Here is a 20,131-nt window from a genome sequence, read left to right as displayed (position 1 = left end):
GTGACGTGTCACGTTTCGAAGGACGATCATGCGTCACCGTGTAGCGCGCGGCGTCGTGCCGCGCGTGCGGTCGGCCGCTTCCGGTGCGTACTGTCGCGCCGACCGCAGCCGGCATCGGTGTCGCTGCGATCCCGCTCGCGCATCCGTCCGTCGAATCCGTGTGTCCATCCGATTCGCCACTCGCACAACCAGCCATGAAAACCACCCCTTTCGTTCGCGGCGCACTCGCCGCACTCGGCTTCGTCGTCATCCAGGCCGCCCAGGCCCACGCGCTCCCGAAGACGCAGGAACCGGCCGCCGGCGCCACGCTTTCGAGCGCCCCGCACGCGGTGACGATCGATTTCAGCGAAGCGCTCGAGCCGGCCTTCAGCTCGATCGCCGTCACCGACAGCCACGGGCAGTCGGTCGCCGACGGGAAATCGGCCGTCGACGCCGGCAACCGGAAGCGGATGCACGTCGCGCTGGCCAGCCTGACGGCCGGCACGTACACGGTCGCGTGGATCGCCGTAGCCAGCGACGGCCATCGCACGAAAGGCCGCTACACGTTCACGCTGAAGTGATGCACGCGATGCGCTTCGGCATGACGCGCCGATCGTATTGCCGTCGATGCCCCATGCAGCACACCCGATAAGGAGAACAAACGATGAAACGCACGATTCCGACCGGCCCGCTCTTCGCGCTGCTGGCGCTGCAAGCCCCCGCCACGTTCGCCGCACCGGCCGTGCAGGCCGACAACTGCTGGATCCGTGCGATGCCGGCGACGGTGCCGTCGTCCGGTTACTTCACGCTGAAGAACGACGGCGATGCGCCCGCCAGACTGACAGGCATCGACACGCCCGCGTACGGGATGGCGATGGTGCATGAAACGCAGACGAACGGCAGCACCGCGAAGATGGTTCACGTCGACGCGGTCGAGGTGCCCGCGCACGGCACCGTGACGTTCAAGCCGAAGAGCTATCACGTGATGCTCGAGCAACCGCGCCAGCCCGTCGCGCCCGGCGCGAAGGTGCCGTTCCGGCTGCATTTCGCGGACGGCTCGACGGTGTCCGTGACCTGCGACGCGAAGGCGCCATCGTATACCGGCCAGTAATCAGTAACGTTGCATGCGCAACTACCGATGGAGACGAACATGAAGAACCGCCTGCCGCTGGCCGACCTGATCGTCCGCTACCGGACGCCGCTGAATGTCGCCGCGCTGATCGCCTGCGGGTTATGGGCCGCGTGGATCGCGTGGATGACGCGGCCCGCCGCGATCGATACGCCGCCGTCGATCCCCGCGTACTGCATGCGCGACGCGCGCTGACGCACCGCGCCGGTTCCGGCGGGTGCCTGCGCCATTTTGGCGTGGCATCATCGCTTCACCCCTCCCGCCGGAACCGCCTCTCGGAGCGACGCATGTCCATTCAGACCTGGATGCTGTTTGCCGCAGCCTATCTCGCCACGACGCTGTCGCCGGGGCCCAACGTGCTGCTCGTCATCCGCAACACGGTGCGCTACGGCACGCACGGCACCGCCGCGACGATCGCCGGCAACCTCGTCGCGCAGGGCGTGGTCGTGCTGCTGGTCGCGCTCGGCGTCGGCGCGGTGCTCGCCGCGATGCCGCCGCTGTTCGTCGCGATGAAGGTCGTCGGCGCCGCGTACCTGATGGTGCTGGGCGTCCGGCAACTGCGCGGCGACCGCAAGGCCGCCGCTTCGACCGGCGCAGCGGAGAGCGCCGTGCCCGACCGCGGGAAGCTGTTCCGCGAAGCGCTGTTCGTGTCGGGCAGCAATCCGAAGACGATGATCTTCCTGTCGGCGTTCATGCCGCAGTTCATCGTGCACGACCGCCCGCTCGCGCTGCAGTTCGTCGTGATGTACACGACGATCGCGTGCACCGTTGTGGTCGTTCACAGCATCTATTCGGCCGGCGTGCGCCGGTTCCATCGCGGCTTCGGCATGAGCCGCGCGGTGCGCGCGCTCAAGCGCGCCAGCGGGCTGCTGTTCGTCGGGCTCGGGATCAAGCTGCTGACTGCACAGCAGGTTTAACAAGCGCACGCACGGCGGGCAGCCCTTCCCCGTCAGACCTTCCACGCGGCCAGCGCGTCGATGATCCCGTCGAACGACGGCCGGGTGTCGATGTCCTCGCTCACGCAAGCCGCAGCGAGCGCTGCCAGGTCACTCGCCCCGCTCCATAGGCGCGGCGCGCAATGCGCGAGCAGTTCGCCGAGCAGATGGCCGAACGCACGGACCTCCAGCCGTTCGAGCCGGGTGCCATGCCGTGCATCGCTCGTGTCGTAGAACGATGCCGCACCGAAGTCGCCCAGCAGCGCGCCGCCCACGCCGTCGTGCAGGATGTTGTGCGCATACAGGTCGCCGTGCATGATGCCGCGCGCGTGCAGATGGCGTGCGGCCGACGCGATGCCGTGTGCGATCCGCACGGCCTCTTCCGGCTCGAATCGCGCGTCGGCCGCATACACGTCGCGCGTGCAGGTTGCGAAGCTCGGCGGCCCGGCCAGGTTCGCGAGCGCCGGATCGACCAGTTCCATCACGAGGCCGTGCGTGCCGTCCGGATGACCGCGCACCTTGCCGATCACCGGGATCACGTTCGGGTGGCGGCCGGCGTGCAGGCACGCGGCCATTTCACAGTCGGGCAGCCCGTCGCTCGTCACCGCGCCCTTGAACAGCTTGACCGCGACCGCGCGCGGCGCATGACCGTCCGCACGCCATTGCGCGCGGTAAATGACGCCCGACGCGCCTTCGCCCAGCTTCTGCTCGCACGAGAGCGACGCCCAGTCGACGTCCGCGACCTCCGGCCCGGCCGACGCCGCGGCTTCCGGCGCGGCGCTGAACGGATTGCCTGAGTATGCGAGCCACGCAAGGCGCGGCAGGCGCGGCAACCAGTCGGGCAGTTCGTCCAGCCGGTTCGCCGACAGGCGCACCAGTTCGAGCGCACGGCATGCGGCCATTTCGGCAGGCAGCGCGCGCAGCCGGTTGCCCGCGAGCATCAGCTTCTGCAATCGCGAGCAGCCGCCGATCTCGGCGGGCAGTGCATCGATTTCGTTGTCGGTGAGGATCAGCCAGCGCAGCGCGCGCGGCAGCGATCCGTGCGGCACCGTGCGAATCCGGTTCGCCTTGAAGCCGATCATGTCGAGCTGCGCACACGCGCCGAGCACCTCGGGGAAGGCGGTGAAGCGGTTGCCCGACGCGAACAGGATGCGCAGGCGGTGCAGCCGCGACAGGTCGTCGGGCAGCGCGGCGAGCGCATTGCCGGACAGGTCGAGCACTTCGAGCGTGTCGGCCAGATCGAAAATCTCGCGCGGAAATTCGGTCAGCCCGCACGCGAGCTTGAGTTGCCGGGCGCCCGACAGTTGTCCGGCCTGCAGTTGTTCGAGAGTGGTGGTCACTGGGAGAAAACGGGTTGCGGTTGCGATGATCGTCGGACCGATCGCCCGAATTCTACCGGGATCGCTTTCGCGCACACCGCAACCGTGTCATACCCCCTTCACAAACGCGCAATGTGACGCTAGAATTGCGCCCCTTGCAGTGCAGTGCCGACGTGGTGAAATTGGTAGACACGCTATCTTGAGGGGGTAGTGGCGAAAGCTGTGCGAGTTCGAGTCTCGCCGTCGGCACCAGATGATGCGGTTTCTCCGCGTTTCGAGCATTTTCAAAAACCCGCGACAGCGCATGGCCTCGCGGGTTTTTTGTTTTTATCGCGCTCGACGACACGATGCCGATGCAAGCCCGGCGCGCACCGGGAAATTCAACGCGGGACGGATCTGCCCCAAGCACCTCGGCACACCCCGCTACGCCAGCAACAGAAAATTGCGAACGACCGCCGACGGCTCGTCGCATCGCGACGCAATGGCCAGCCTTGCACGCAGCGCATTACCCGCGAACGGCCGATAGACGACCCCGGCGACCTGCACCTGCGTAATCGCCTTCGGCACGACCGACACGCCCAGTCCGGCCGCGACCAGCGTCACCGCGGACGCGATCTGCGGCGCGGGTTGCGCCATCCGCGGCTCGAATCCTGCGGCATTGCATGCGGCGACGATATCGTCGAACAGCGCGCTGCCGGCCTCCCGAGGCACTTGCACGAACGACTCGTCGGCCAGCTCGGCCAGATCGATGCGCCGACGCTGCGCCAACCGATGCGCGACGGGCAGCGCGACATACATCGGCTCCTCGTCCCAGTCGGTCACCCGCAACGTCGCGGCGACACGGCGTTCCGGCCGCACGATCGCGACGTCGAGGCGCCCGGCATCCAGCTCGTCCAGCAAGACGCCCGAGGTCGCTTCCTGCAACGTCAGCTCCGCATCCGGAAACGCCTCCCGAAAGCGGCGAATCAGATCCGACACTTTCGAATTGAACGCCGCCGTCCCGGTGAAGCCGACCCGCAGGTGGCCGGTTTCCCCGCGCGCAGCCCGCCTTGCCGCCCGTGCCGCACGCTCGGCATCGTCGAGCACGCGGCGCGCCTCTTCCGCGAAGACCTCGCCCGCCAACGTCAGCTCGGCGCCGCGCGCGGTCCGCTTGAACAGCTCCACGCCGAGTTCGCTCTCGAGCGCCTTGATCTGCTGGCTCAACGGCGGCTGACCGATGCCGAGCGTTTCGGCAGCCTTGGTGAAATTCGACGTGGCCGCCACGGCCAGAAAGTATCGGAGATGCCTGAGTTCCATTCGCTACGTGACCTCGCGGTGAGCCGGGCTGGCTCGTCAGCCAGTGGTTAAACATATCGCTATGGTTTCTTTCATATATTGGACATATACATGACGGTGCGCAAGAATTCAGGCATTCCAACGCACATCGAGTGCACCCATGTCCTCCCCCTCGATTTCCCGATCCATGCCCGGTACGCAGAACGCCGCGCCCGATGCGCTACCTGCCGGCGTTTCCCCGCGCTCGGCCGCGTACAAGCGCATCGCGCTGGCGCTCTTCCTCGCCGGCTTTTCCACCTTCTCGCTGCTGTACTGCGTCCAGCCGCTGCTTCCCGCGTTCGCACGGGAGTTCGGGCTGGGCGCGGCATCGAGTTCGCTGTCGTTGTCGCTGTCGACCGGGATGCTGGCGGTCTCGATTTTGTGCGCCGGCGCACTGTCCGAACGCGTCGGACGACGCGGGCTGATGTTCGCGTCGATGACGTTGGCCGCACTGTTCAATGTGCTCGCCGCGCTGTCGCCCAACTGGAACCTGCTGCTGGTCTGGCGTGCGCTCGAAGGTTTCGCGCTGGGCGGCGTCCCGGCGGTCGCGATGGCCTATCTCGCCGAAGAAATCGCGTCCGACGGGCTCGGTTTCTCGATGGGGCTCTATGTCGGCGGCACCGCGTTCGGCGGCATGGTCGGCCGGATCGGCATGAGCGCACTGGAAGAGCACTTCTCGTGGCGGACGGCGATGCTGACGATCGGCGTCGTCGATCTCGTCGCGGCAGTTGCCTTCGTGATGCTGCTGCCGCAATCGCGACGCTTCGTGAAGCGCACCGATCTGACGCTGCGCCACCATTTGCGGCTGTGGAACGCGCAACTGCGTCACGCGCGGCTGCCGTTCGTGTTCGCGATCGGCTTCCTGGTGATGGGCGCGTTCGTGACGATCTACAACTACGCAGGGTTCCGGCTCACCGCGGCCCCCTTCAATCTGAGTTCGACCGAGTGCGGCCTGATCTTCGGCGCCTACCTGTTCGGGATGGTGTCTTCATCGAGCGCAGGCGCGCTCGCCGACCGCGTCGGACGCGCACCGGTGCTGGTCAGCGGCATTCTCGTATTCGCGGCGGGCCTCGCGCTGACGCTGTCGCACTCGCTCGTCGCGATCGTCGTCGGCATCGTGCTCGTCACGATCGGCTTCTTCGTCGCCCATGCGGTCGCGAGCGGCTGGGTCGGCCAGCTCGCGGGATCCGCGAAGGGGCACGCCGCATCGCTGTACCTGCTTGCGTACTATCTCGGGTCGAGCGTGCTCGGTTCGGTCGGCGGGTCGTTCTGGCAACACGGCGCGTGGGCGAGCGTCGCCGCGTATGTCGCGGTGCTGCTCGCTCTCGGGTTGCTGGCTGCACGGCGATTGGCACGCGTGTAACGGGTGCGGCGGGCGTTGAACCGCGCGTTCCGGTCAAGCGCCGCCTGCTGCAGGCATCGCCGATTCCGAACCGGTCGGCGAATATCAGGAAATCGAACTAAATCTGCAGGGCATGTGGGTGAAGATCCGGATGCGCGACGTGGCGATGGACGCACATAGCCGCGCGTTGCGCATCACAACAGCGGCAGCGTCAGCCGGATATGCTCGGCAAACGCCGTCGTCAGATGCGACGGCCGTTTCCGGTCGAACCTCAGCGTAATGCCCACGGCCGGCAACGGCGGCAATCGCGGATCGCCGTTGACGATCGCCAGGTCGGCCGGCACGGCCGTCTGCGTCATCACCGCGAACGCCTGCCCCGAGCGCACCAGCGCGATCAGCCCTGCGAGACTGCTGCTCGCATACGCGACGCGGTAATCGCGGCCGGCGCGATGCAACGCTTCGCAAGCCGCGATGTGATCGAGCGTATCGCGATCGGAAAGCGCGAGCGGCAGCGGATCGAAATGCGCGGGTTCGAGCCCCGGGTAGCCGATCCAGACCAGTTGCTCGCGGCGAATGATGTCGTCGCTGGCCCCGTCGTCCGGCAATGAAATCATCGCGAGATCGACCGCGCGTTTCTCGAGCTGTTCGAGCAGCCGCGGCGTCGGCCCGCACACGATTTCGACGATCGCCTGCGGATGCTGGCTCGAAAACTGTCGCAGCAGCGACGGTAGAAACACCTCCGCGTAATCGTCCGGGCACCCGAACCGGATCGTCCCCGACAGCCCAGTACCGCACAGGTCGGCCATTGCCTCGTCGTGCAGCCGCAGGATGCGCTGCGCATGCACGAGCAGCCGCTCGCCCGGGTGGGTCAGCACGACGCCGCGGCCGGTGCGCTGGAACAGCGGCTGGTCGACGATATCCTCGAGCCGCTTCATCTGCTGGCTGAGCGCGGATTGCGTGCGCCCGACGCGCGCCGCCGCGCGGCTGAGCGCGCGCACCTCGGCGATCACGACGAACGAACGCAGCAGGTCGATTTCGAGCGAAAGCCCCAAGGTATTAGCTCCTTTTCTACCTTGCATAAGAACTATTCGTTTCCATCAAACCAGACGCGCGCCTAGACTGCAAGCGATCCCTGCCCCCTTTGCCCGGAGAAGCCCGATGTCCCTGAACGACGACGCAACCTTCTGGCGCAATGCCAGGCAGCACCTGGTCCGCTACGGCGGCACGTTCGAGCCGATGATCATCGAGCGCGCGAAAGGCAGCTTCGTCTACGACGCGGACGGCCGCGCGATCCTCGATTTCACGTCGGGGCAGATGAGCGCGGTGCTCGGCCACTGCCATCCGGAGATCGTCTCCGTCATCGGCGAATACGCGGGCAAGCTCGATCATCTGTTCAGCGGGATGCTGTCGCGGCCGGTCGTCGATCTGGCGACGCGCCTCGCCGACATCACGCCCGACGGGCTCGACCGCGCGCTGCTGCTCAGCACCGGCGCGGAATCGAACGAGGCGGCGATCCGGATGGCGAAGCTCGTCACCGGCAAGTACGAGATCGTCGGCTTCGCGCAGTCGTGGCACGGGATGACGGGCGCGGCGGCATCGGCCACGTACAGCGCCGGCCGCAAGGGCGTCGGCCCGGCCGCCGTCGGCTCGTTCGCGATTCCGGCGCCGTTCACGTACCGGCCGCGCTTCGAGCGCGACGGCGCCTACGACTATCTCGCCGAACTCGACTACGCGTTCGACCTGATCGACCGCCAGTCGAGCGGCAACCTCGCCGCATTCATCGCGGAGCCGATCCTCAGTTCGGGCGGTATCATCGAACTGCCGGAAGGCTATATGGCGGCGCTCAAGCGCAAGTGCGAGGAGCGCGGGATGCTGCTGATCCTCGACGAGGCGCAGACGGGCGTCGGGCGCACCGGCACGATGTTCGCGTGCCAGCGCGACGGCGTGACGCCCGACATCCTGACGCTGTCGAAGACGCTCGGCGCCGGGCTGCCGCTGGCCGCCATCGTGACGTCCGCGGCGATCGAGGAACGCGCGCACGAGCTCGGCTACCTGTTCTATACGACGCACGTGTCCGACCCGCTGCCCGCGGCCGTCGGCCTGCGCGTGCTGGACGTCGTGCAGCGCGACGGGCTCGTCGCCCGCGCGAACGCGATGGGCGACCGGCTCAGGCGCGGCCTGCTCGACCTGATGGAACGGTTCGACTGCATCGGCGACGTGCGCGGACGCGGGCTGCTGCTCGGCGTCGAGATCGTCAAGGATCGCCGCACGAAAGAACCGGCGGACGGGCTCGGCGCGAAAATCACGCGCGAGTGCATGAACCTCGGGCTCAGCATGAACATCGTGCAGTTGCCGGGCATGGGCGGCGTGTTCCGGATCGCGCCGCCGCTGACCGTCAGCGACGAAGAGATCGATCTCGGCCTGTCGCTGCTCGGACAGGCGATCGAACGCGCGCTGTAACGGCACGCGGTAACGCCCTTCCCCGCATCGCGCAATCCGTCGCGCCGGTTCGACCGACCGCGCGACGGATTCCCGATCGATCAGCGCCCTTGCGCCGCCCACGCTTCGGCGTCCGCGCCTGCCGGAATGTGCATCGGGCTCGACGGATCGGTCGCCGCGCGCCACACCGCTTCGGCAACGTCCTGCGCATGAGTGATCGGCCCCGACGCATCGAGCATGCGCGCAACGGCCTTCCCGACGAATTCCGCATAAGCCTCGTGTTCGAAGCCGTGCATGTGCGTCCGCGCGTTGTCGCCGAAGCGCGTGTCGGGCGCTCGGCCCGGCAGCACGAGATGCGCGCGCACGCCGAACGGTTCGAGTTCGACCGCCATCGATTCGGTGAACGCATTGACCGCCGCCTTGCTGGCACGATACGCGCCGACCAGCGGCAGCACCTTCAGCGTGACGCTCGACGTGACGTTCACGACTACGCCGGCCCCGCGCCGGCGAAACTGCGGCAGCACGGCCTGCGTGACCGCGATCGTGCCGATCGTGTTGGTCTCGAACAGCGCACGCACCGTGTCGAGCGGCGTGAGCTCGGCCGGCGCGGCCGCGCCGAAGCCCGCGTTGTTGACGAGCACGTCGATCGGACCGGCCGCGTCGATCGCGGCGCGGATGCTGTCCGCGTTCGTCACGTCGAGCGCCAGCACGCGCAGGCGTTCCGCCGGCGGCAGTACGTCCTCGCGCGGCGTGCGCATCGTCGCGACGACCTGCCAGTCGCGAGCCAGGAAATGGCGGGCAATCTCGAGGCCGAAGCCGGAGGAACAGCCGGTGATCAGTACGGTCTTCATGCGAACTCCTGGGTTGTGTTGGGCACCTGTCCGTACGATAGATGGCCGGATCCGTATTCGCTACAATCGAAAATCCGATTTTCTTTTGCGAGCGTCCGGCGATGATCGACCCGTTGACCGAAGTCGTGACCCTGCTGCAACCGGGCGCGCGGTACTCCAAGTCCGTTCACGGTGCGAGCCCGTGGTCGATCAACCGCACGGTCGCCGGCGAGCCGTTCTATTGCGCGATCCTCGACGGCGGGTGCCGGATCGCGATCGACGGGCACGCGCCGATCGATCTGCTGCCCGGCGATTTCGTGCTGATTCCGGCGGCCTACGGCGTCGCGATGTCCAGCCTCGAACCGCCGCCGCCGGGCGTCGAAACCGCGCCGCCGGTCGCACTCGACAACGGCGAATACCGGATCGGCGATCCGGGCAACCCGGTCGACACGCGGATGATGGCCGGCAACTGCAGCTTCGGTTCGCCGGATGCGGCGCTGCTGGTGTCGCTGCTGCCGCAATTCGTGCACGTGCGCGGCGAACCACGCCTGACCACGCTCGTGCAACTGGTGCGTGACGAATCGCGTGCGCAGCGGCCCGCGCGCGAGATCGTGCTGGCGCGCCTGCTGGAAGTGTTGTTGATCGAGGCATTGCGGTTCACGGCCGGCACGAACGCGTCGCCCGGACTCGTGCGCGGGCTCGCCGACAATCGACTCGCGGCCGCGATCCGCCGGATGCACGAACGCCCCGCGCATCCGTGGACGGTCGTCGAGCTCGCGAAGGAAGCAGCGCTGTCGCGCTCGACCTTCTTCGAACGCTTCAGCCGCGCGGTCGGCGTCGCGCCGATGGAATACCTGCTTACGTGGCGGATGGCGCTCGCGAAGGACCTGCTCCGCCGCAACGAAGGCCGCATCGCCGAGATCGCGGGGCGCGTCGGCTACAGTTCCGCGAGCACGTTCAGCGTCGCGTTCACGCGGCATGTCGGCCGGCCGCCGGCGCAGTACGCGCGTGACGAGCAGGCGGTGGTGAGCGAGGAATGAACCGCGCACGCACACCACTGCGCGTATCGCGATACGCGCCGGGGTTCCGCCCCGCTTCCCGTGCGATCGCCGAACGTATGGCCCGTGCCTGCCACCGCCTTCACGCGACCTGCGTACACTACCGGACACGCAACGACGACGCGCGAGGCATCCGATGACGACAACGGCAAATGACATCGGCACGACCGACCACTGGCTCGTCGCGCGCCGCGATCAGGAAACCGGCATCGAAAGCCTGCACGCGCATTTCAACGGCCATGCATACGACGCGCACGATCACGACGACATGCTGGTCGGCTTCACCGAACAGGGCGTGCAGCAATTCCAGTGCCACCGGTCGCTGCATACGAGCGTGCCGGGCCGCGCGATCCTGATCGAGCCAGGCGCGATGCACGACGGCCATGCGCCCGACGCGAGCGGCTTCACCTACGGGATGCTGTACCTGCCGCAAGCATGGGTCGAGCGCGCGGCGCGCCGGCTGGATTTGCCGGGCCTGGGCGGCGTCGAGGCCACGTTCGGCCATACGCTCGTCGACGACCGCGGCCTCGTCGACGCGATCCGGCAGGCGTTTCTCGCGATCCACGGCAATGAAGGCAGGCTCGCGCGCGACCAGACGCTCGACCGCCTGCTGACGCGGCTCGGCGGCGAACTGCGCGGCCCGCTCGCGCTGGAAAGCGGCATCGTGCCGCCCGCGATCGCGCGCGTGCGCGATCTGCTGCATGCGCAGATGGACGGCAACCTCGGGCTCGACGAACTCGCCAGCGTCGCCGGGATCGACCGGTTCCGGCTGACGCGGTTGTTCCAGCGCGCGTTCGGCACGTCGCCGCACGCGTATCTGGTGCGCTTGCGGCTGCGCGCCGCGCGCCGGCTGCTGGCGGCCGGCCGCACGCCCGCGCAGGCGGCCGCGGACGTCGGCTTCGCCGACCAGAGCCATCTGGGCCGCTGGTTTCGCCGCGCGTACCGGATCACGCCGGCTGCGTACCGGCAAATGTGCACAAACGTTCCAGACTGATCGCACGCGACATCCGATCATGAGTGCTTCAACGAGGAGCAAGCATGTTCGATACAAAAGTGGCACTGATCGTGCGCGACGATCTCGCGGCGTGGCAGAAACTCAATGTCGTCGCGTTTCTCGCGACGGGCGTCGCGGCCGGCGCGCCCGAGGCGCTCGGCGAGCCTTACGAGGATGCGGCAGGGCGTCGCTACAGCCGGATGCTCGGCCAGCCGATGCTGGTGTTCGCGGCGGATTTGAACGGTCTGCAGGCTGCGCACCGGCAGGCGCTGTCGCGCGAACTCCGGATCGTGCCTTACGTACGCGCGATGTTTTCGACCGGGCACGATGCGGCCAACCGCGAGGTGTTTCGCGCCGAGGATGCGGAGAATCCCGATTTGGTCGGACTCGCGTTGCACGGGCCGAAGAAAGCCGTGGACAAAGCGGTGAAGGGGCTGGCGTTGCATGCGTGAACGCCGGTGCCGGTTCGCCGTTTTGGGTCAGCGATGCGCCAGCACGTTGACGAGCTTGCCGAACGGATCGCGCACGTAAAAACGCCGCACGCCCCAAGCCTCGTCGGCCGGGCCGTATTCGACGGGAATGCCCATCGCATGAACGCGCGTGAGCGCTTCGTCGAGATCGTCGACCTCGATCGACAGGTCGGGCGTCGGCGTGCCCGACCCGCCCTGCGAAGCAAAGCTGATCTGCACATCCATCTGTTCGGCATTGCCGTAGGTTGCGATCCAGCCGTGATCCATCAGCAAGTCGAGACCGAAGATCCGCTGATAGAAACGCTTCGCGTCGTCTACCGATTGCGTGTCGATATTGGCGACGATTCGTTTGACTTTCATCGGAGTCCTCCGCAGTTCGATTGAGATCCGACGCAGCAATGGCCGTCTATTTGCGTCGATTCAGGCAGACACTGAGATATAGCTGATCTGGCTACGATCGAAGCCAAATCGGCTACATATTTCCTGCAGACCAGCGTGCCGAAGCGTCGCAAGTACGAGACTGCTGCAAGCAGATCAGCACCGCCGCCGGCCCGTTGCAGGCCGGCGGCATCGACCATCAACCGCCGAGATAAGCCTGCTTGATCCGATCATTAGCAAGCAAATTCGCGCCCGTATCGGCAAGCACCACGCGCCCCGTTTCGAGCACATACCCGCGATCGGCCACGCCCAGCGCCTTGTTCGCATTCTGCTCGACGAGGAACACCGTGACGCCTTCGTCGCGAATCGTCCGGATGATGTCGAAGATCTGCGCGATCACGAGCGGCGCGAGGCCGAGCGTCGGTTCATCGAGCAACAGCAGACGCGGCTTGCTCATCAGCGCCCGGCCGATCGCCAGCATCTGCTGCTCGCCGCCCGACATCGTGCCGGCCCGCTGCGTCGCACGCTCCTTCAAGCGCGGAAACAGCTTGAACACGTGCTCGATGCCGTCGTCGATCTCGTGACGGCTCGCGAAGAACCCGCCCATCTTCAGGTTCTCGAGCACCGTCAGGCTCGGAAACACGCGCCGCCCTTCCGGCGAGATCGCCATCCCCTGCCGCATGATCTGGTGCGTCGACATCGCGGTGATGTCGTTGCCCTCGAACATCACGCGGCCCGACGATGCGCGCGGCGTGCCGCACACGGTCATCATCAGCGTCGTCTTGCCGGCGCCGTTGCTGCCGATCAGCGTGACGATCTCGCCCTTCTTCACCTCGATCGACACGCCCGCGAGCGCCTCGACCGCGCCGTAGTGCGTATGGACCTGTTCCAGCTTCAGCATCACTCTTCCCCCAGATACGCCTTGATCACGCGCGGGTCGTTGCGGACCGCTTCCGGCGTGCCGATCACGATCGGCCGGCCGTGCTCCATCACGAGGATGCGGTCCGACACGCCCATCACGAGGCTCATGTCGTGTTCGATCAGCAGCACCGACACGCCGAACTCGCGGCGCAGCTTGTCGATCAGGTGCTGCAACTCGATCTTTTCCTGCGGGTTGAGGCCGGCCGCCGGCTCGTCGAGCATCAGCAGACGCGGCTCGGTGATCATGCAGCGCGCGATCTCCAGACGCCGCTGATGCCCATACGACAGCGTGCCGGCCGGCCGGTTGGCGACCGACTTCAGCCCCATCCGTTCGAGCCACACGGCCGCGCGTTCGAGCGCTTCCTTCTCGGCGCGGCGATACGCGGGCGTCGAGAACAGGCCGGGCAGCAGCCCCGCCTTCACCTTGCGATGCTGCGCGACGAGCAGGTTCTCGACAACCGTCAGCGACTTGAACAAACGGATGTTCTGGAACGTGCGCACCAGGCCCTTCACCGCGATCTTGTGGCTCGGCAGCCCGGCAATCGGGTGGCCGTCGAGCACGACGTCGCCGCCGGTCGGCTTGTAGAAGCCGCCGACGCAGTTGAACACCGTGGTCTTGCCCGCGCCGTTCGGCCCGATGATCGCGAACACCTCGTCGCGGCGCACGTCGAAATCGATGCCGTCCACCGCGAGCAACCCGCCGAAGCGCATCTGCAGCCCGGCGACCTTCAACAGTTCTGCATTCGCGCTCATTGGGGCAGCTCCACGTGGGGACGGCTCGCGGGCAGCAGGCCCTGCGGACGCCACATCATCATCAACACCATCACCAGACCGAAGATCAGCATCCGGTACTCGGCGAAGCCGCGCGCGACTTCCGGCAGCACGGTCAGCAGGATCGCCGCGAGAATCACGCCGAGCTGCGAGCCCATCCCGCCGAGCACGACGATCGCGAGGATCAGCGCCGATTCGATGAAGGTGAACGATTCAGGATTCACGAGGCCCTGGCGCGCCGCGAAGAACGCGCCGCCGATACCCGCAAACGATGCGCCAAGCGTGAACGCCGACAGCTTGATGCGCGTCGGGTTCAGTCCCAGCGAACGGCAGGCGATCTCGTCGTCGCGCAGCGCTTCCCACGCACGACCCATCGGCATGCGGATCAGGCGGCTCGTCACGAACAGCGTGAAGCCGACCAGCAGCAGCGCGATCAGGTACAGGAAGATCACCATGTGCTCGCCGCTGTATTCCAGCCCGATCAGCTCATGGAAGGTCTTCGCGCCTTCGACGCTCGCCGAGCGCGCCATCTCGAAGCCGAACACCGTCGGCTTCGCGATGCCCGAGATGCCGTCCGGGCCGCCCGTGAGGCTCGTCAGGTTGTTCGCGAGCAGGCGGATGATTTCGCCGAAGCCGAGCGTGACGATCGCGAGATAGTCGCCGCGCAGCCGCAGCACCGGGAAGCCGAGCAGGAAGCCGAACGTCGCCGCCGCGATCGCGGCGAGCGGCAGGCACTCCCAGAACGACAGCCCGAAATACTGGTTCAGCATCGCGTACGTATAGCCGCCGACCGCGTAGAACCCGACATAACCGAGATCGAGCAGCCCTGCGAAACCGACCACGATGTTCAGCCCGAGGCCGAGGATCACGTAGATCAGCGCGAGCGTCGCGACGTCCACCGCACCGCGCGAACCGAAGAACGGCCACACGAGCCCGACCGCGAGCAGCACCCACACGACCACGCGCTGCTGCTGCGCGCCCATCGCGGGCATCGCCGGCAGCTTCACCGCCGATTTCGCGCGCACGAGCCACGGCTTGAACAACTGGAACAGGAACACGGCCGCGACCGCGATCCACACCGGCCGCCAGTGCGGCGTGAGCACGACCTGATAGCCGTCGAGCTTCAGCTGCAGGCCGAGCACCGGGATCGTGAGGATCGCCGTCAGGAGCGCGGCGGCCACGGCATTTTTCAGCGCCTGGCCGAACGAAGCGTCGGCGGCCGGGCGGCGAACGGAAATGACTGTACTCATCTGCGTCTCCGTCAAACCTTTTCGATGTCCGACTTGCCGAGCAGGCCGGTCGGGCGGAACAGCAGGATCAGCACGAGCAGGCCGAACGCGACGACGTCCTTGTACTCGGCCGGCATGTAGCCTGCGGCGAAGGTTTCTGCGAGGCCCAGCAGCACGCCGCCGAGCATCGCGCCCGGGATGCTGCCGATCCCGCCGAGCACCGCGGCGGTGAACGCCTTGATGCCCGCGACGAAGCCGATATACGGATTCAGCTTGCCGATCGTCAGCCCGATCAGCACGCCGCCGACGGCGGCCAGCATCGCGCCGAGCACGAACGTGAACGAGATCACGCGGTTCGTGTCGATGCCGAGCAGGTTCGCCATCTTCATGTCCTCGGCGCACGCGCGGCACGCACGGCCCATCCGCGAATGCGAGATGAACAGCGTGAGCGCGATCATCAGCAAGATCGTCACGCAGACGATCAGCAGACGCGCATATGGAACGGTCACGTCGAAGTCGCCGCCGAGATGGATCTCGAACGCGCCGGAGATCAGCACCGGCACGGACACGTCGCGTGCGCCCTGGCCGATCTGCACGTAGTTCTGCAGGAAGATCGACATGCCGATCGCGGAGATCAGCGGCACGAGGCGCGGGCCGCCGCGCAGCGGCCGATACGCGACGCGCTCGACCGCGAAGCCGTACAGGCCCGTGACGATCACCGACACGATCAGTGCGGCGCCGAGCACGAGCGGCAGCGGATAGCCGGCGGAGATGCCGATGGCGGTCAGGGTAACAAGGCCCACGTACGCGCCGATCATGTAGATCTCGCCGTGAGCGAAGTTGATCATGCCGATGATGCCGTAGACCATCGAATAGCCGATGGCGATCAGCGCATAGATCGCACCCAGCGTCAGGCCGTTGACCAGCTGCTGGGCGAATTGCGGAAAGAAGTCAGTCATGTGCGGGAAGCTCCCGTTGGCGCCGCGTCGCTTGCCGCGCCGGATCACGGCTGCGGCCGCGCGCAACGCACGGTGTCGTCTCGGGCCGCCCGTTGGCCGCGGAACGGCCAAATGCGCACGCGCTCCGCCCGGGTTACGGGCAGAGCGGGTGCGCGGGGCGGGTACTCCGTATTACTTGGCGGCGGTCTTCGTCGCGTCCTTGTGCCACGTGTACACGACGAACTTGAACGCCTTCAGGTCGCCCTGTGCGTCATACGACACCTTGCCGATCGGCGTGTCGAACGTCGTCTTGTGCATGTACGCGGCGACCTTGGTCGGATCGGTCGTCTTCGCGCCCGCGATCGCGTCGGCGATGATCTTCACCGCTGCGTACGACGGCATCTGGAACGGGCCGTTCGGGTCGCGCTTCTTGTCCGCGAACGCCTTCACGAGCGCCGCGTTGGCCGGGTCGGCCGAGAAGTCGGCCGGCAGCGTGACGAGCATGCCTTCCGAAGCCGGGCCGGCGATCGCCGTCACGTCCTTGTTGCCCACGCCTTCAGGGCCCATGAACGTTGCCTTCACGCCCTGCTCGCGCGCCTGGCGCATCAGCAGGCCCATTTCCGGGTGGTAGCCGCCGAAGTAGACGAAATCGACGCCTTGCGACTTCAGCTTCGTGATGATCGCCGAGTAGTCCGAATCGCCGGCGTTGATGCCTTCGAACAGCACGACCGGGATCTTCGCGGCTTCGAGGTCCTTCTTCACCGACGACGCGATGCCCTGGCCGTACGACTGCTTGTCGTGCAGCACCGCGACCTTCTTCGGCTTCACGTTGTTGATGATGAAGTGCGCGGCGGCCGGGCCTTGCTGGTCGTCACGGCCGATCGTGCGGAAGATGAAGTGGCGCTTCTTGCCTTCGGTCAGCTGCGGCGCGGTGGCCGACGGCGTGACCATCACGATGCCTTCGTTCTCGTAGATGTCGGATGCGGGGATCGTCGAACCCGAGCACACGTGGCCGATCACGTACTTGATCTTCTGGCTGACGATCTTGTTCGCGACGGCGACGGCCTGCTTCGGTTCGCAAGCGTCGTCCATCAGCACGACTTCGAACTTGTTGCCGCCCGCACCGCCTGCCGCGTTGATCTGCTCAATCGCGGTCAGCGCGCCGGCCTTCACCATGTCGCCATATTGGGCGACCGAGCCGCTCATCGGACCAGCGATGGCGATCTTCACGGTTTCCGCTTGCGCGGCGGCGGCGCCCGCGGCGAACAGCACGGCGGCGACGGAAATGGACGTAAGACGGGACAGCGTCATCTGGGAGCTCCTCGATGTTGTTTAGTCATACGGGCAAAGGCGGCATGACTTGCGCAATCGAACAGCACCCGGGGCGAGGACATGAGACACGCCCGAGACACATAGAAGACGGAACTCCAGCGGAATGTTGCGTAGCGGGGCCCGGCTCTTGCAGTCCCCGAAGGGGACGTCTGGTTCGGAAAGACATCGTGATGCGTCTTGCATTGCGCAAGCGTTTCGCCTGCCCCGCTTGCCAAATCGCTTGATCGGAGGGATGGTCCGACAGCTGTTGGCAAGGCAGCCGAAATTATATGGGCGTTTTTAAATTGTCTGTCAAAAATGCCGGTCAACCGAGGGAAAACACGTAGGGATGGGGTGGCGGTCGGTAGCAATGACGGCGCAACCTTTTGGTGTCGACAACGTTTGCTGGTGGTGCAATCTGGTTGCTATCGGGGTGGGTTTACTGGCGCTGTGCCTTGTTGGGATTGAGGTCTGGTGGTAGGCGGTCTGGTGCGGCGTGTGTCGGGGTGGGTAAAGGGTCGCATCGTCGTTGTTCAATCGACTGATGATTGGTTTGGTGGGCACCATTGCAGTGCGTTGGGTGGAACGGCTCAAGCCTTCTGTTTGCCGACGGTTTTTGCCGCCCCGAAAGGTCATCGTTATTAATATGAAATAATACGGTTTCGCCTCTGCAATCCAGCCAGCCTTCCTCCGAGTCGCGTCCGCGCGCCTCGGAGCCGCTTCAGGGCCACTTCCGCGCCCGTCCGTTGCCCAGCCGCCAGCCAGTGATCTGCCGTTTTTTCTCATCGCACATCACCTGATTTGGATCGCTGATGAATCACCCCTTCCGTCTTGCTTCCGCCGCCGCGTTTGCGTGCGCGCTTTCTGTTTCCGCTGCCGATGCTTCGGGTCGCGATACGCTCGTCGATCGGTCGGCTGGTGCCAACGTGTTTCGCTCGGAGCGGCGTGCTGCCGCTCGTGATGATGGGCATGCGGCACGTATGAGCCGTCGCCGCGCGCAGTACGCTGCGCCCGTGGAGCGTAGTCCGTTCGATACGCCGGATACGCGGCCATTGCGTGTGTCGGGCGATGCGCTTGTGGCACCGCCGCCTTCGTCGGAGCACGAACCCGATTTGGTATTGCCCGCGAATCGCGTCGCGCTCGGCGCGGGTGGCAGCGACAGTCTTGGTCGCGCGTTGCCCGGATACGAACAGCGCGAACAGAACTGGAACGAGTACCTGCGAGATAACGGCTCGCGGCCAGCTGGTGGTGGCGGCTCGTATGCGCCGACGCGGCCGTACGATGCCGCGCGCGGCCCGCGTGGTACGCCGAATCCGTATGATCCGTCGGTGCCGCAGCCGGAGACGCGCACGTTCTACGACAACGGCGCGGGTACGCATTGCACGGCTACCGGCGGTGCCAGGACGTCGCGGTCGTCTTGCAATATCGCCTGGTGATGCGTTGGGGCAGTCCGCAGCGGCTGCCCTACCCGGCGCGCTGCGCGACGTCGCGCAGCGCGGCCGCATCTTGCGGCGTTGCCTTTTACAACTGCGTGATGATCAGCCGGCCAGGCTCAATATCGATTCGTGCCTTTCGGCCCGGGACAAAACACGCATCGCTGATCAGCCACATTCCACCAATCTTCAAGTACGGATAGAACTTCTCCGGCTTGAGGTCGGTTTTCGGCGTACCCCACATTTCCTGGATCGTGACGAAACGTTCCGTCTTCGGTTGTCGTGCTTTATGATTCGCCTTAGCCATGGGCAACTCCGATGTAGTTGGCTGTGGTTAGCGGGTCGTGAGTGTTGGTAGCACTTGCGGCCCGCGCTCGTTTACCGCGGCGTTTTGATGGTTCGGATTCCTCCTTTGTCGGTGATTCGGTGGAAATGGGGCTTCGACGTGTGGATCAGGACGTGCAACGTATCCATCCACGCGCGCGATCATCATCGACTGGACATTGCTTATTAGACAGTGTTCGTTGCTTGAGCACACGTTAGCCGTTGGTTATAGGTAGACAATGAGATCAATGCTCACGGCCATTGCAAGAGCTGATGGCGAACGTCGATCCGTCACAGTGAGCGATTGATCAGAAATTGACGATTCGAAACAATTCGATTGAATCGGACGAACTGTATGAGTTCGTCTCGATGCGGATGCGGATGCGACTGCGACTCAATCTTTTTGTCGGTCGGGGGCACCGGAAATTGCTTAAGTGTGATGTCCGGGTTCAGCATCTCGCGCAGTCTTATATCGACTGCGGATTCAACCCGTCGGTGCAACGAATTGATGAAATCGCTCAGCCGGTGTATCGAAGTCTAGCGTCAATCTTGACTATCGCGCCACAGTTGGTGCGATCAATTGGTGCCTGCGTGGAGTCCCGATGACAGCCAGCGCTGATCCTTGAGCAGTTCAATTTCGGCGAGAGTGCGTGAACCGGTCAAAGCTGTCTAACAGAAGTAGACTTACCCCTCACAGGTTCGATTGTGTCAGGATTTTCGGATGTTTTCCGGCTACCATAATTGAGAGAAAGGCAACGCTCCGTGTCATTCGGCAGGCGCCAGCCTCGAAAAAAATGGGGAAAATGAGATGGCAAAAAGCTACCGCCGCCTGAACCTTTTTATGGCAAAGCCTTTAGGCGATGGCCAAATGTTTGCTGATCTACTCGCTGGCGCACCAGTAGACACCTATCCAATGGCAGACAACTTGGGTATCGACGGGGTCCTTTATGTGAGGCAAAGCGCGGAAAAGAGGCCTAGTTGGGGTTCTATGCTCGACGAGGTTGCAGGCCGCGTCAT

At 65.6% G+C, this 20,131-nt stretch carries 22 protein-coding genes and 1 tRNA gene; 12 read left to right on the top strand and 11 right to left on the bottom strand.

The genetic code is table 11. The features are described from left to right. Positions 1-194: 194 nt before the first annotated feature. The 4 genes from copC to KVT39_RS33685 all read left to right on the top strand — a co-directional run bounded on the left by copC (position 195) and on the right by KVT39_RS33685 (position 2,025). A complete protein-coding gene (gene copC, locus KVT39_RS33700) occupies positions 195-560 on the top strand; it encodes a copper homeostasis periplasmic binding protein CopC (RefSeq protein ID WP_105392214.1) in 366 nt (121 codons plus the stop codon). Positions 561-643: 83 nt separating this feature from the next. Continuing rightward, positions 644-1,090 (top strand): copper chaperone PCu(A)C, encoded by a 447-nt coding sequence (locus tag KVT39_RS33695; protein WP_217591100.1) that lies wholly within the window; start codon positions 644-646, stop codon positions 1,088-1,090. A 39-nt stretch (positions 1,091-1,129) separates the two neighbouring features. Further along, entirely contained in the window at positions 1,130-1,303 is a 174-nt protein-coding gene (locus KVT39_RS33690) for a hypothetical protein (RefSeq protein ID WP_217591099.1), read from the top strand. Positions 1,304-1,395: 92 nt separating this feature from the next. After that, positions 1,396-2,025, top strand: a complete 630-nt coding sequence (locus KVT39_RS33685) for a LysE family translocator (protein ID WP_217591098.1) — start codon at positions 1,396-1,398, stop codon at positions 2,023-2,025. Positions 2,026-2,057: 32 nt separating this feature from the next. Here KVT39_RS33685 and KVT39_RS33680 read toward each other — a convergent pair whose 3' ends face one another. Further along, positions 2,058-3,383, bottom strand: a complete 1,326-nt coding sequence (locus tag KVT39_RS33680) for a leucine-rich repeat-containing protein kinase family protein (protein ID WP_217591097.1) — start codon at positions 3,381-3,383, stop codon at positions 2,058-2,060. A gap of 146 nt (positions 3,384-3,529) precedes the next feature. Between KVT39_RS33680 and KVT39_RS33675 the strand changes: the two genes are divergently transcribed. Beyond that, positions 3,530-3,614, top strand: a tRNA-Leu gene (locus KVT39_RS33675). Between the two features lie 171 nt (positions 3,615-3,785). On the opposite strand, the gene KVT39_RS33670 is transcribed toward KVT39_RS33675, so the two are convergent. Continuing rightward, positions 3,786-4,658 (bottom strand): LysR family transcriptional regulator, encoded by an 873-nt coding sequence (locus KVT39_RS33670; protein WP_034180660.1) that lies wholly within the window; start codon positions 4,656-4,658, stop codon positions 3,786-3,788. Positions 4,659-4,797: 139 nt separating this feature from the next. On the opposite strand from KVT39_RS33670, the gene KVT39_RS33665 reads away from it, so the two are divergent. Next, entirely contained in the window at positions 4,798-6,039 is a 1,242-nt protein-coding gene (locus KVT39_RS33665) for an MFS transporter (protein ID WP_217591096.1), read from the top strand. 173 nt (positions 6,040-6,212) lie between these two features. On the opposite strand, the gene KVT39_RS33660 is transcribed toward KVT39_RS33665, so the two are convergent. Next, a complete protein-coding gene (locus KVT39_RS33660) occupies positions 6,213-7,097 on the bottom strand; it encodes a LysR family transcriptional regulator (RefSeq protein WP_217591095.1) in 885 nt (294 codons plus the stop codon). Between the two features lie 79 nt (positions 7,098-7,176). Between KVT39_RS33660 and KVT39_RS33655 the strand changes: the two genes are divergently transcribed. Next, complete coding sequence (locus KVT39_RS33655; RefSeq protein ID WP_034180673.1) at positions 7,177-8,478, top strand: aspartate aminotransferase family protein; 1,302 nt, start codon at positions 7,177-7,179, stop codon at positions 8,476-8,478. Between the two features lie 80 nt (positions 8,479-8,558). On the opposite strand, the gene KVT39_RS33650 is transcribed toward KVT39_RS33655, so the two are convergent. After that, positions 8,559-9,308 (bottom strand): SDR family oxidoreductase, encoded by a 750-nt coding sequence (locus KVT39_RS33650; protein ID WP_034180674.1) that lies wholly within the window; start codon positions 9,306-9,308, stop codon positions 8,559-8,561. A gap of 41 nt (positions 9,309-9,349) precedes the next feature. On the opposite strand from KVT39_RS33650, the gene KVT39_RS33645 reads away from it, so the two are divergent. From KVT39_RS33645 to KVT39_RS33635, 3 genes are all read left to right on the top strand, one after another. Next, the gene (locus KVT39_RS33645) at positions 9,350-10,327 is read left to right on the top strand and encodes an AraC family transcriptional regulator (protein WP_217591094.1); all 978 of its coding nucleotides are present in this window, start codon (positions 9,350-9,352) and stop codon (positions 10,325-10,327) included. A 154-nt stretch (positions 10,328-10,481) separates the two neighbouring features. Next, positions 10,482-11,339, top strand: coding sequence for an AraC family transcriptional regulator (locus KVT39_RS33640; protein ID WP_217591093.1), 858 nt, complete (start codon positions 10,482-10,484; stop codon positions 11,337-11,339). 44 nt (positions 11,340-11,383) lie between these two features. After that, positions 11,384-11,791 (top strand): DUF2000 domain-containing protein, encoded by a 408-nt coding sequence (locus KVT39_RS33635; protein ID WP_131946044.1) that lies wholly within the window; start codon positions 11,384-11,386, stop codon positions 11,789-11,791. A gap of 27 nt (positions 11,792-11,818) precedes the next feature. On the opposite strand, the gene KVT39_RS33630 is transcribed toward KVT39_RS33635, so the two are convergent. The 6 genes from KVT39_RS33630 to KVT39_RS33605 all read right to left on the bottom strand — a co-directional run bounded on the left by KVT39_RS33630 (position 11,819) and on the right by KVT39_RS33605 (position 17,357). Beyond that, positions 11,819-12,169: a VOC family protein gene (locus KVT39_RS33630; protein ID WP_105392225.1), complete on the bottom strand. Its 351-nt coding sequence runs from the start codon at positions 12,167-12,169 to the stop codon at positions 11,819-11,821. A 217-nt stretch (positions 12,170-12,386) separates the two neighbouring features. Beyond that, positions 12,387-13,088, bottom strand: a complete 702-nt coding sequence (locus KVT39_RS33625; protein ID WP_034180685.1) for an ABC transporter ATP-binding protein — start codon at positions 13,086-13,088, stop codon at positions 12,387-12,389. Further along, positions 13,088-13,861, bottom strand: coding sequence for a high-affinity branched-chain amino acid ABC transporter ATP-binding protein LivG (livG, locus tag KVT39_RS33620; RefSeq protein ID WP_034180686.1), 774 nt, complete (start codon positions 13,859-13,861; stop codon positions 13,088-13,090). Before livG ends, KVT39_RS33625 begins: the two co-directional genes overlap by 1 nt. Continuing rightward, complete coding sequence (locus tag KVT39_RS33615) at positions 13,858-15,129, bottom strand: high-affinity branched-chain amino acid ABC transporter permease LivM (RefSeq protein WP_217591092.1); 1,272 nt, start codon at positions 15,127-15,129, stop codon at positions 13,858-13,860. The genes livG and KVT39_RS33615 overlap by 4 nt, the downstream gene beginning before the upstream one ends. Positions 15,130-15,140: 11 nt before the next feature. Further along, entirely contained in the window at positions 15,141-16,067 is a 927-nt protein-coding gene (gene livH, locus KVT39_RS33610) for a high-affinity branched-chain amino acid ABC transporter permease LivH (protein WP_217591091.1), read from the bottom strand. 171 nt (positions 16,068-16,238) lie between these two features. Then, the gene (locus tag KVT39_RS33605) at positions 16,239-17,357 is read right to left on the bottom strand and encodes a branched-chain amino acid ABC transporter substrate-binding protein (RefSeq protein ID WP_047902577.1); all 1,119 of its coding nucleotides are present in this window, start codon (positions 17,355-17,357) and stop codon (positions 16,239-16,241) included. Positions 17,358-18,337: 980 nt separating this feature from the next. On the opposite strand from KVT39_RS33605, the gene KVT39_RS33600 reads away from it, so the two are divergent. Beyond that, on the top strand, positions 18,338-18,793 hold the full coding sequence (locus tag KVT39_RS33600) for a hypothetical protein (RefSeq protein WP_254640734.1): 456 nt from the start codon (positions 18,338-18,340) through the stop codon (positions 18,791-18,793). 85 nt (positions 18,794-18,878) lie between these two features. Here KVT39_RS33600 and KVT39_RS33595 read toward each other — a convergent pair whose 3' ends face one another. Further along, positions 18,879-19,097, bottom strand: a complete 219-nt coding sequence (locus KVT39_RS33595) for a type I toxin-antitoxin system SymE family toxin (RefSeq protein WP_217591089.1) — start codon at positions 19,095-19,097, stop codon at positions 18,879-18,881. Positions 19,098-19,922: 825 nt separating this feature from the next. On the opposite strand from KVT39_RS33595, the gene KVT39_RS33590 reads away from it, so the two are divergent. Next, on the top strand, positions 19,923-20,131 hold a 209-nt coding region (locus KVT39_RS33590), incomplete at its 3' end, for a hypothetical protein (protein ID WP_217591088.1).

It is taken from the genome of Burkholderia sp. GbtcB21 (assembly GCF_019091065.1).
In the GTDB taxonomy this organism is placed as follows: Bacteria; Pseudomonadota; Gammaproteobacteria; order Burkholderiales; family Burkholderiaceae; genus Burkholderia; species Burkholderia pyrrocinia_C.
This window is presented reverse-complemented; position numbering and strand designations above follow the sequence as displayed.

Coding starts and splice junctions, on each gene's coding strand:
- copC (WP_105392214.1), top strand. CDS start 195: ATGAAAACCACCCCTTTCGTTCGCGGCGCACTCGCCGCACTCGGCTTC.
- KVT39_RS33695 (WP_217591100.1), top strand. CDS start 644: ATGAAACGCACGATTCCGACCGGCCCGCTCTTCGCGCTGCTGGCGCTG.
- KVT39_RS33690 (WP_217591099.1), top strand. CDS start 1,130: ATGAAGAACCGCCTGCCGCTGGCCGACCTGATCGTCCGCTACCGGACG.
- KVT39_RS33685 (WP_217591098.1), top strand. CDS start 1,396: ATGTCCATTCAGACCTGGATGCTGTTTGCCGCAGCCTATCTCGCCACG.
- KVT39_RS33670 (WP_034180660.1), bottom strand. CDS start 4,658: ATGGAACTCAGGCATCTCCGATACTTTCTGGCCGTGGCGGCCACGTCG.
- KVT39_RS33665 (WP_217591096.1), top strand. CDS start 4,798: ATGTCCTCCCCCTCGATTTCCCGATCCATGCCCGGTACGCAGAACGCC.
- KVT39_RS33660 (WP_217591095.1), bottom strand. CDS start 7,097: ATGCAAGGTAGAAAAGGAGCTAATACCTTGGGGCTTTCGCTCGAAATC.
- KVT39_RS33655 (WP_034180673.1), top strand. CDS start 7,177: ATGTCCCTGAACGACGACGCAACCTTCTGGCGCAATGCCAGGCAGCAC.
- KVT39_RS33650 (WP_034180674.1), bottom strand. CDS start 9,308: ATGAAGACCGTACTGATCACCGGCTGTTCCTCCGGCTTCGGCCTCGAG.
- KVT39_RS33645 (WP_217591094.1), top strand. CDS start 9,350: ATGGCCGGATCCGTATTCGCTACAATCGAAAATCCGATTTTCTTTTGC.
- KVT39_RS33640 (WP_217591093.1), top strand. CDS start 10,482: ATGACGACAACGGCAAATGACATCGGCACGACCGACCACTGGCTCGTC.
- KVT39_RS33635 (WP_131946044.1), top strand. CDS start 11,384: ATGTTCGATACAAAAGTGGCACTGATCGTGCGCGACGATCTCGCGGCG.
- KVT39_RS33630 (WP_105392225.1), bottom strand. CDS start 12,169: ATGAAAGTCAAACGAATCGTCGCCAATATCGACACGCAATCGGTAGAC.
- KVT39_RS33625 (WP_034180685.1), bottom strand. CDS start 13,088: ATGCTGAAGCTGGAACAGGTCCATACGCACTACGGCGCGGTCGAGGCG.
- livG (WP_034180686.1), bottom strand. CDS start 13,861: ATGAGCGCGAATGCAGAACTGTTGAAGGTCGCCGGGCTGCAGATGCGC.
- KVT39_RS33615 (WP_217591092.1), bottom strand. CDS start 15,129: ATGAGTACAGTCATTTCCGTTCGCCGCCCGGCCGCCGACGCTTCGTTC.
- livH (WP_217591091.1), bottom strand. CDS start 16,067: ATGACTGACTTCTTTCCGCAATTCGCCCAGCAGCTGGTCAACGGCCTG.
- KVT39_RS33605 (WP_047902577.1), bottom strand. CDS start 17,357: ATGACGCTGTCCCGTCTTACGTCCATTTCCGTCGCCGCCGTGCTGTTC.
- KVT39_RS33600 (WP_254640734.1), top strand. CDS start 18,338: ATGAGCCGTCGCCGCGCGCAGTACGCTGCGCCCGTGGAGCGTAGTCCG.
- KVT39_RS33595 (WP_217591089.1), bottom strand. CDS start 19,097: ATGGCTAAGGCGAATCATAAAGCACGACAACCGAAGACGGAACGTTTC.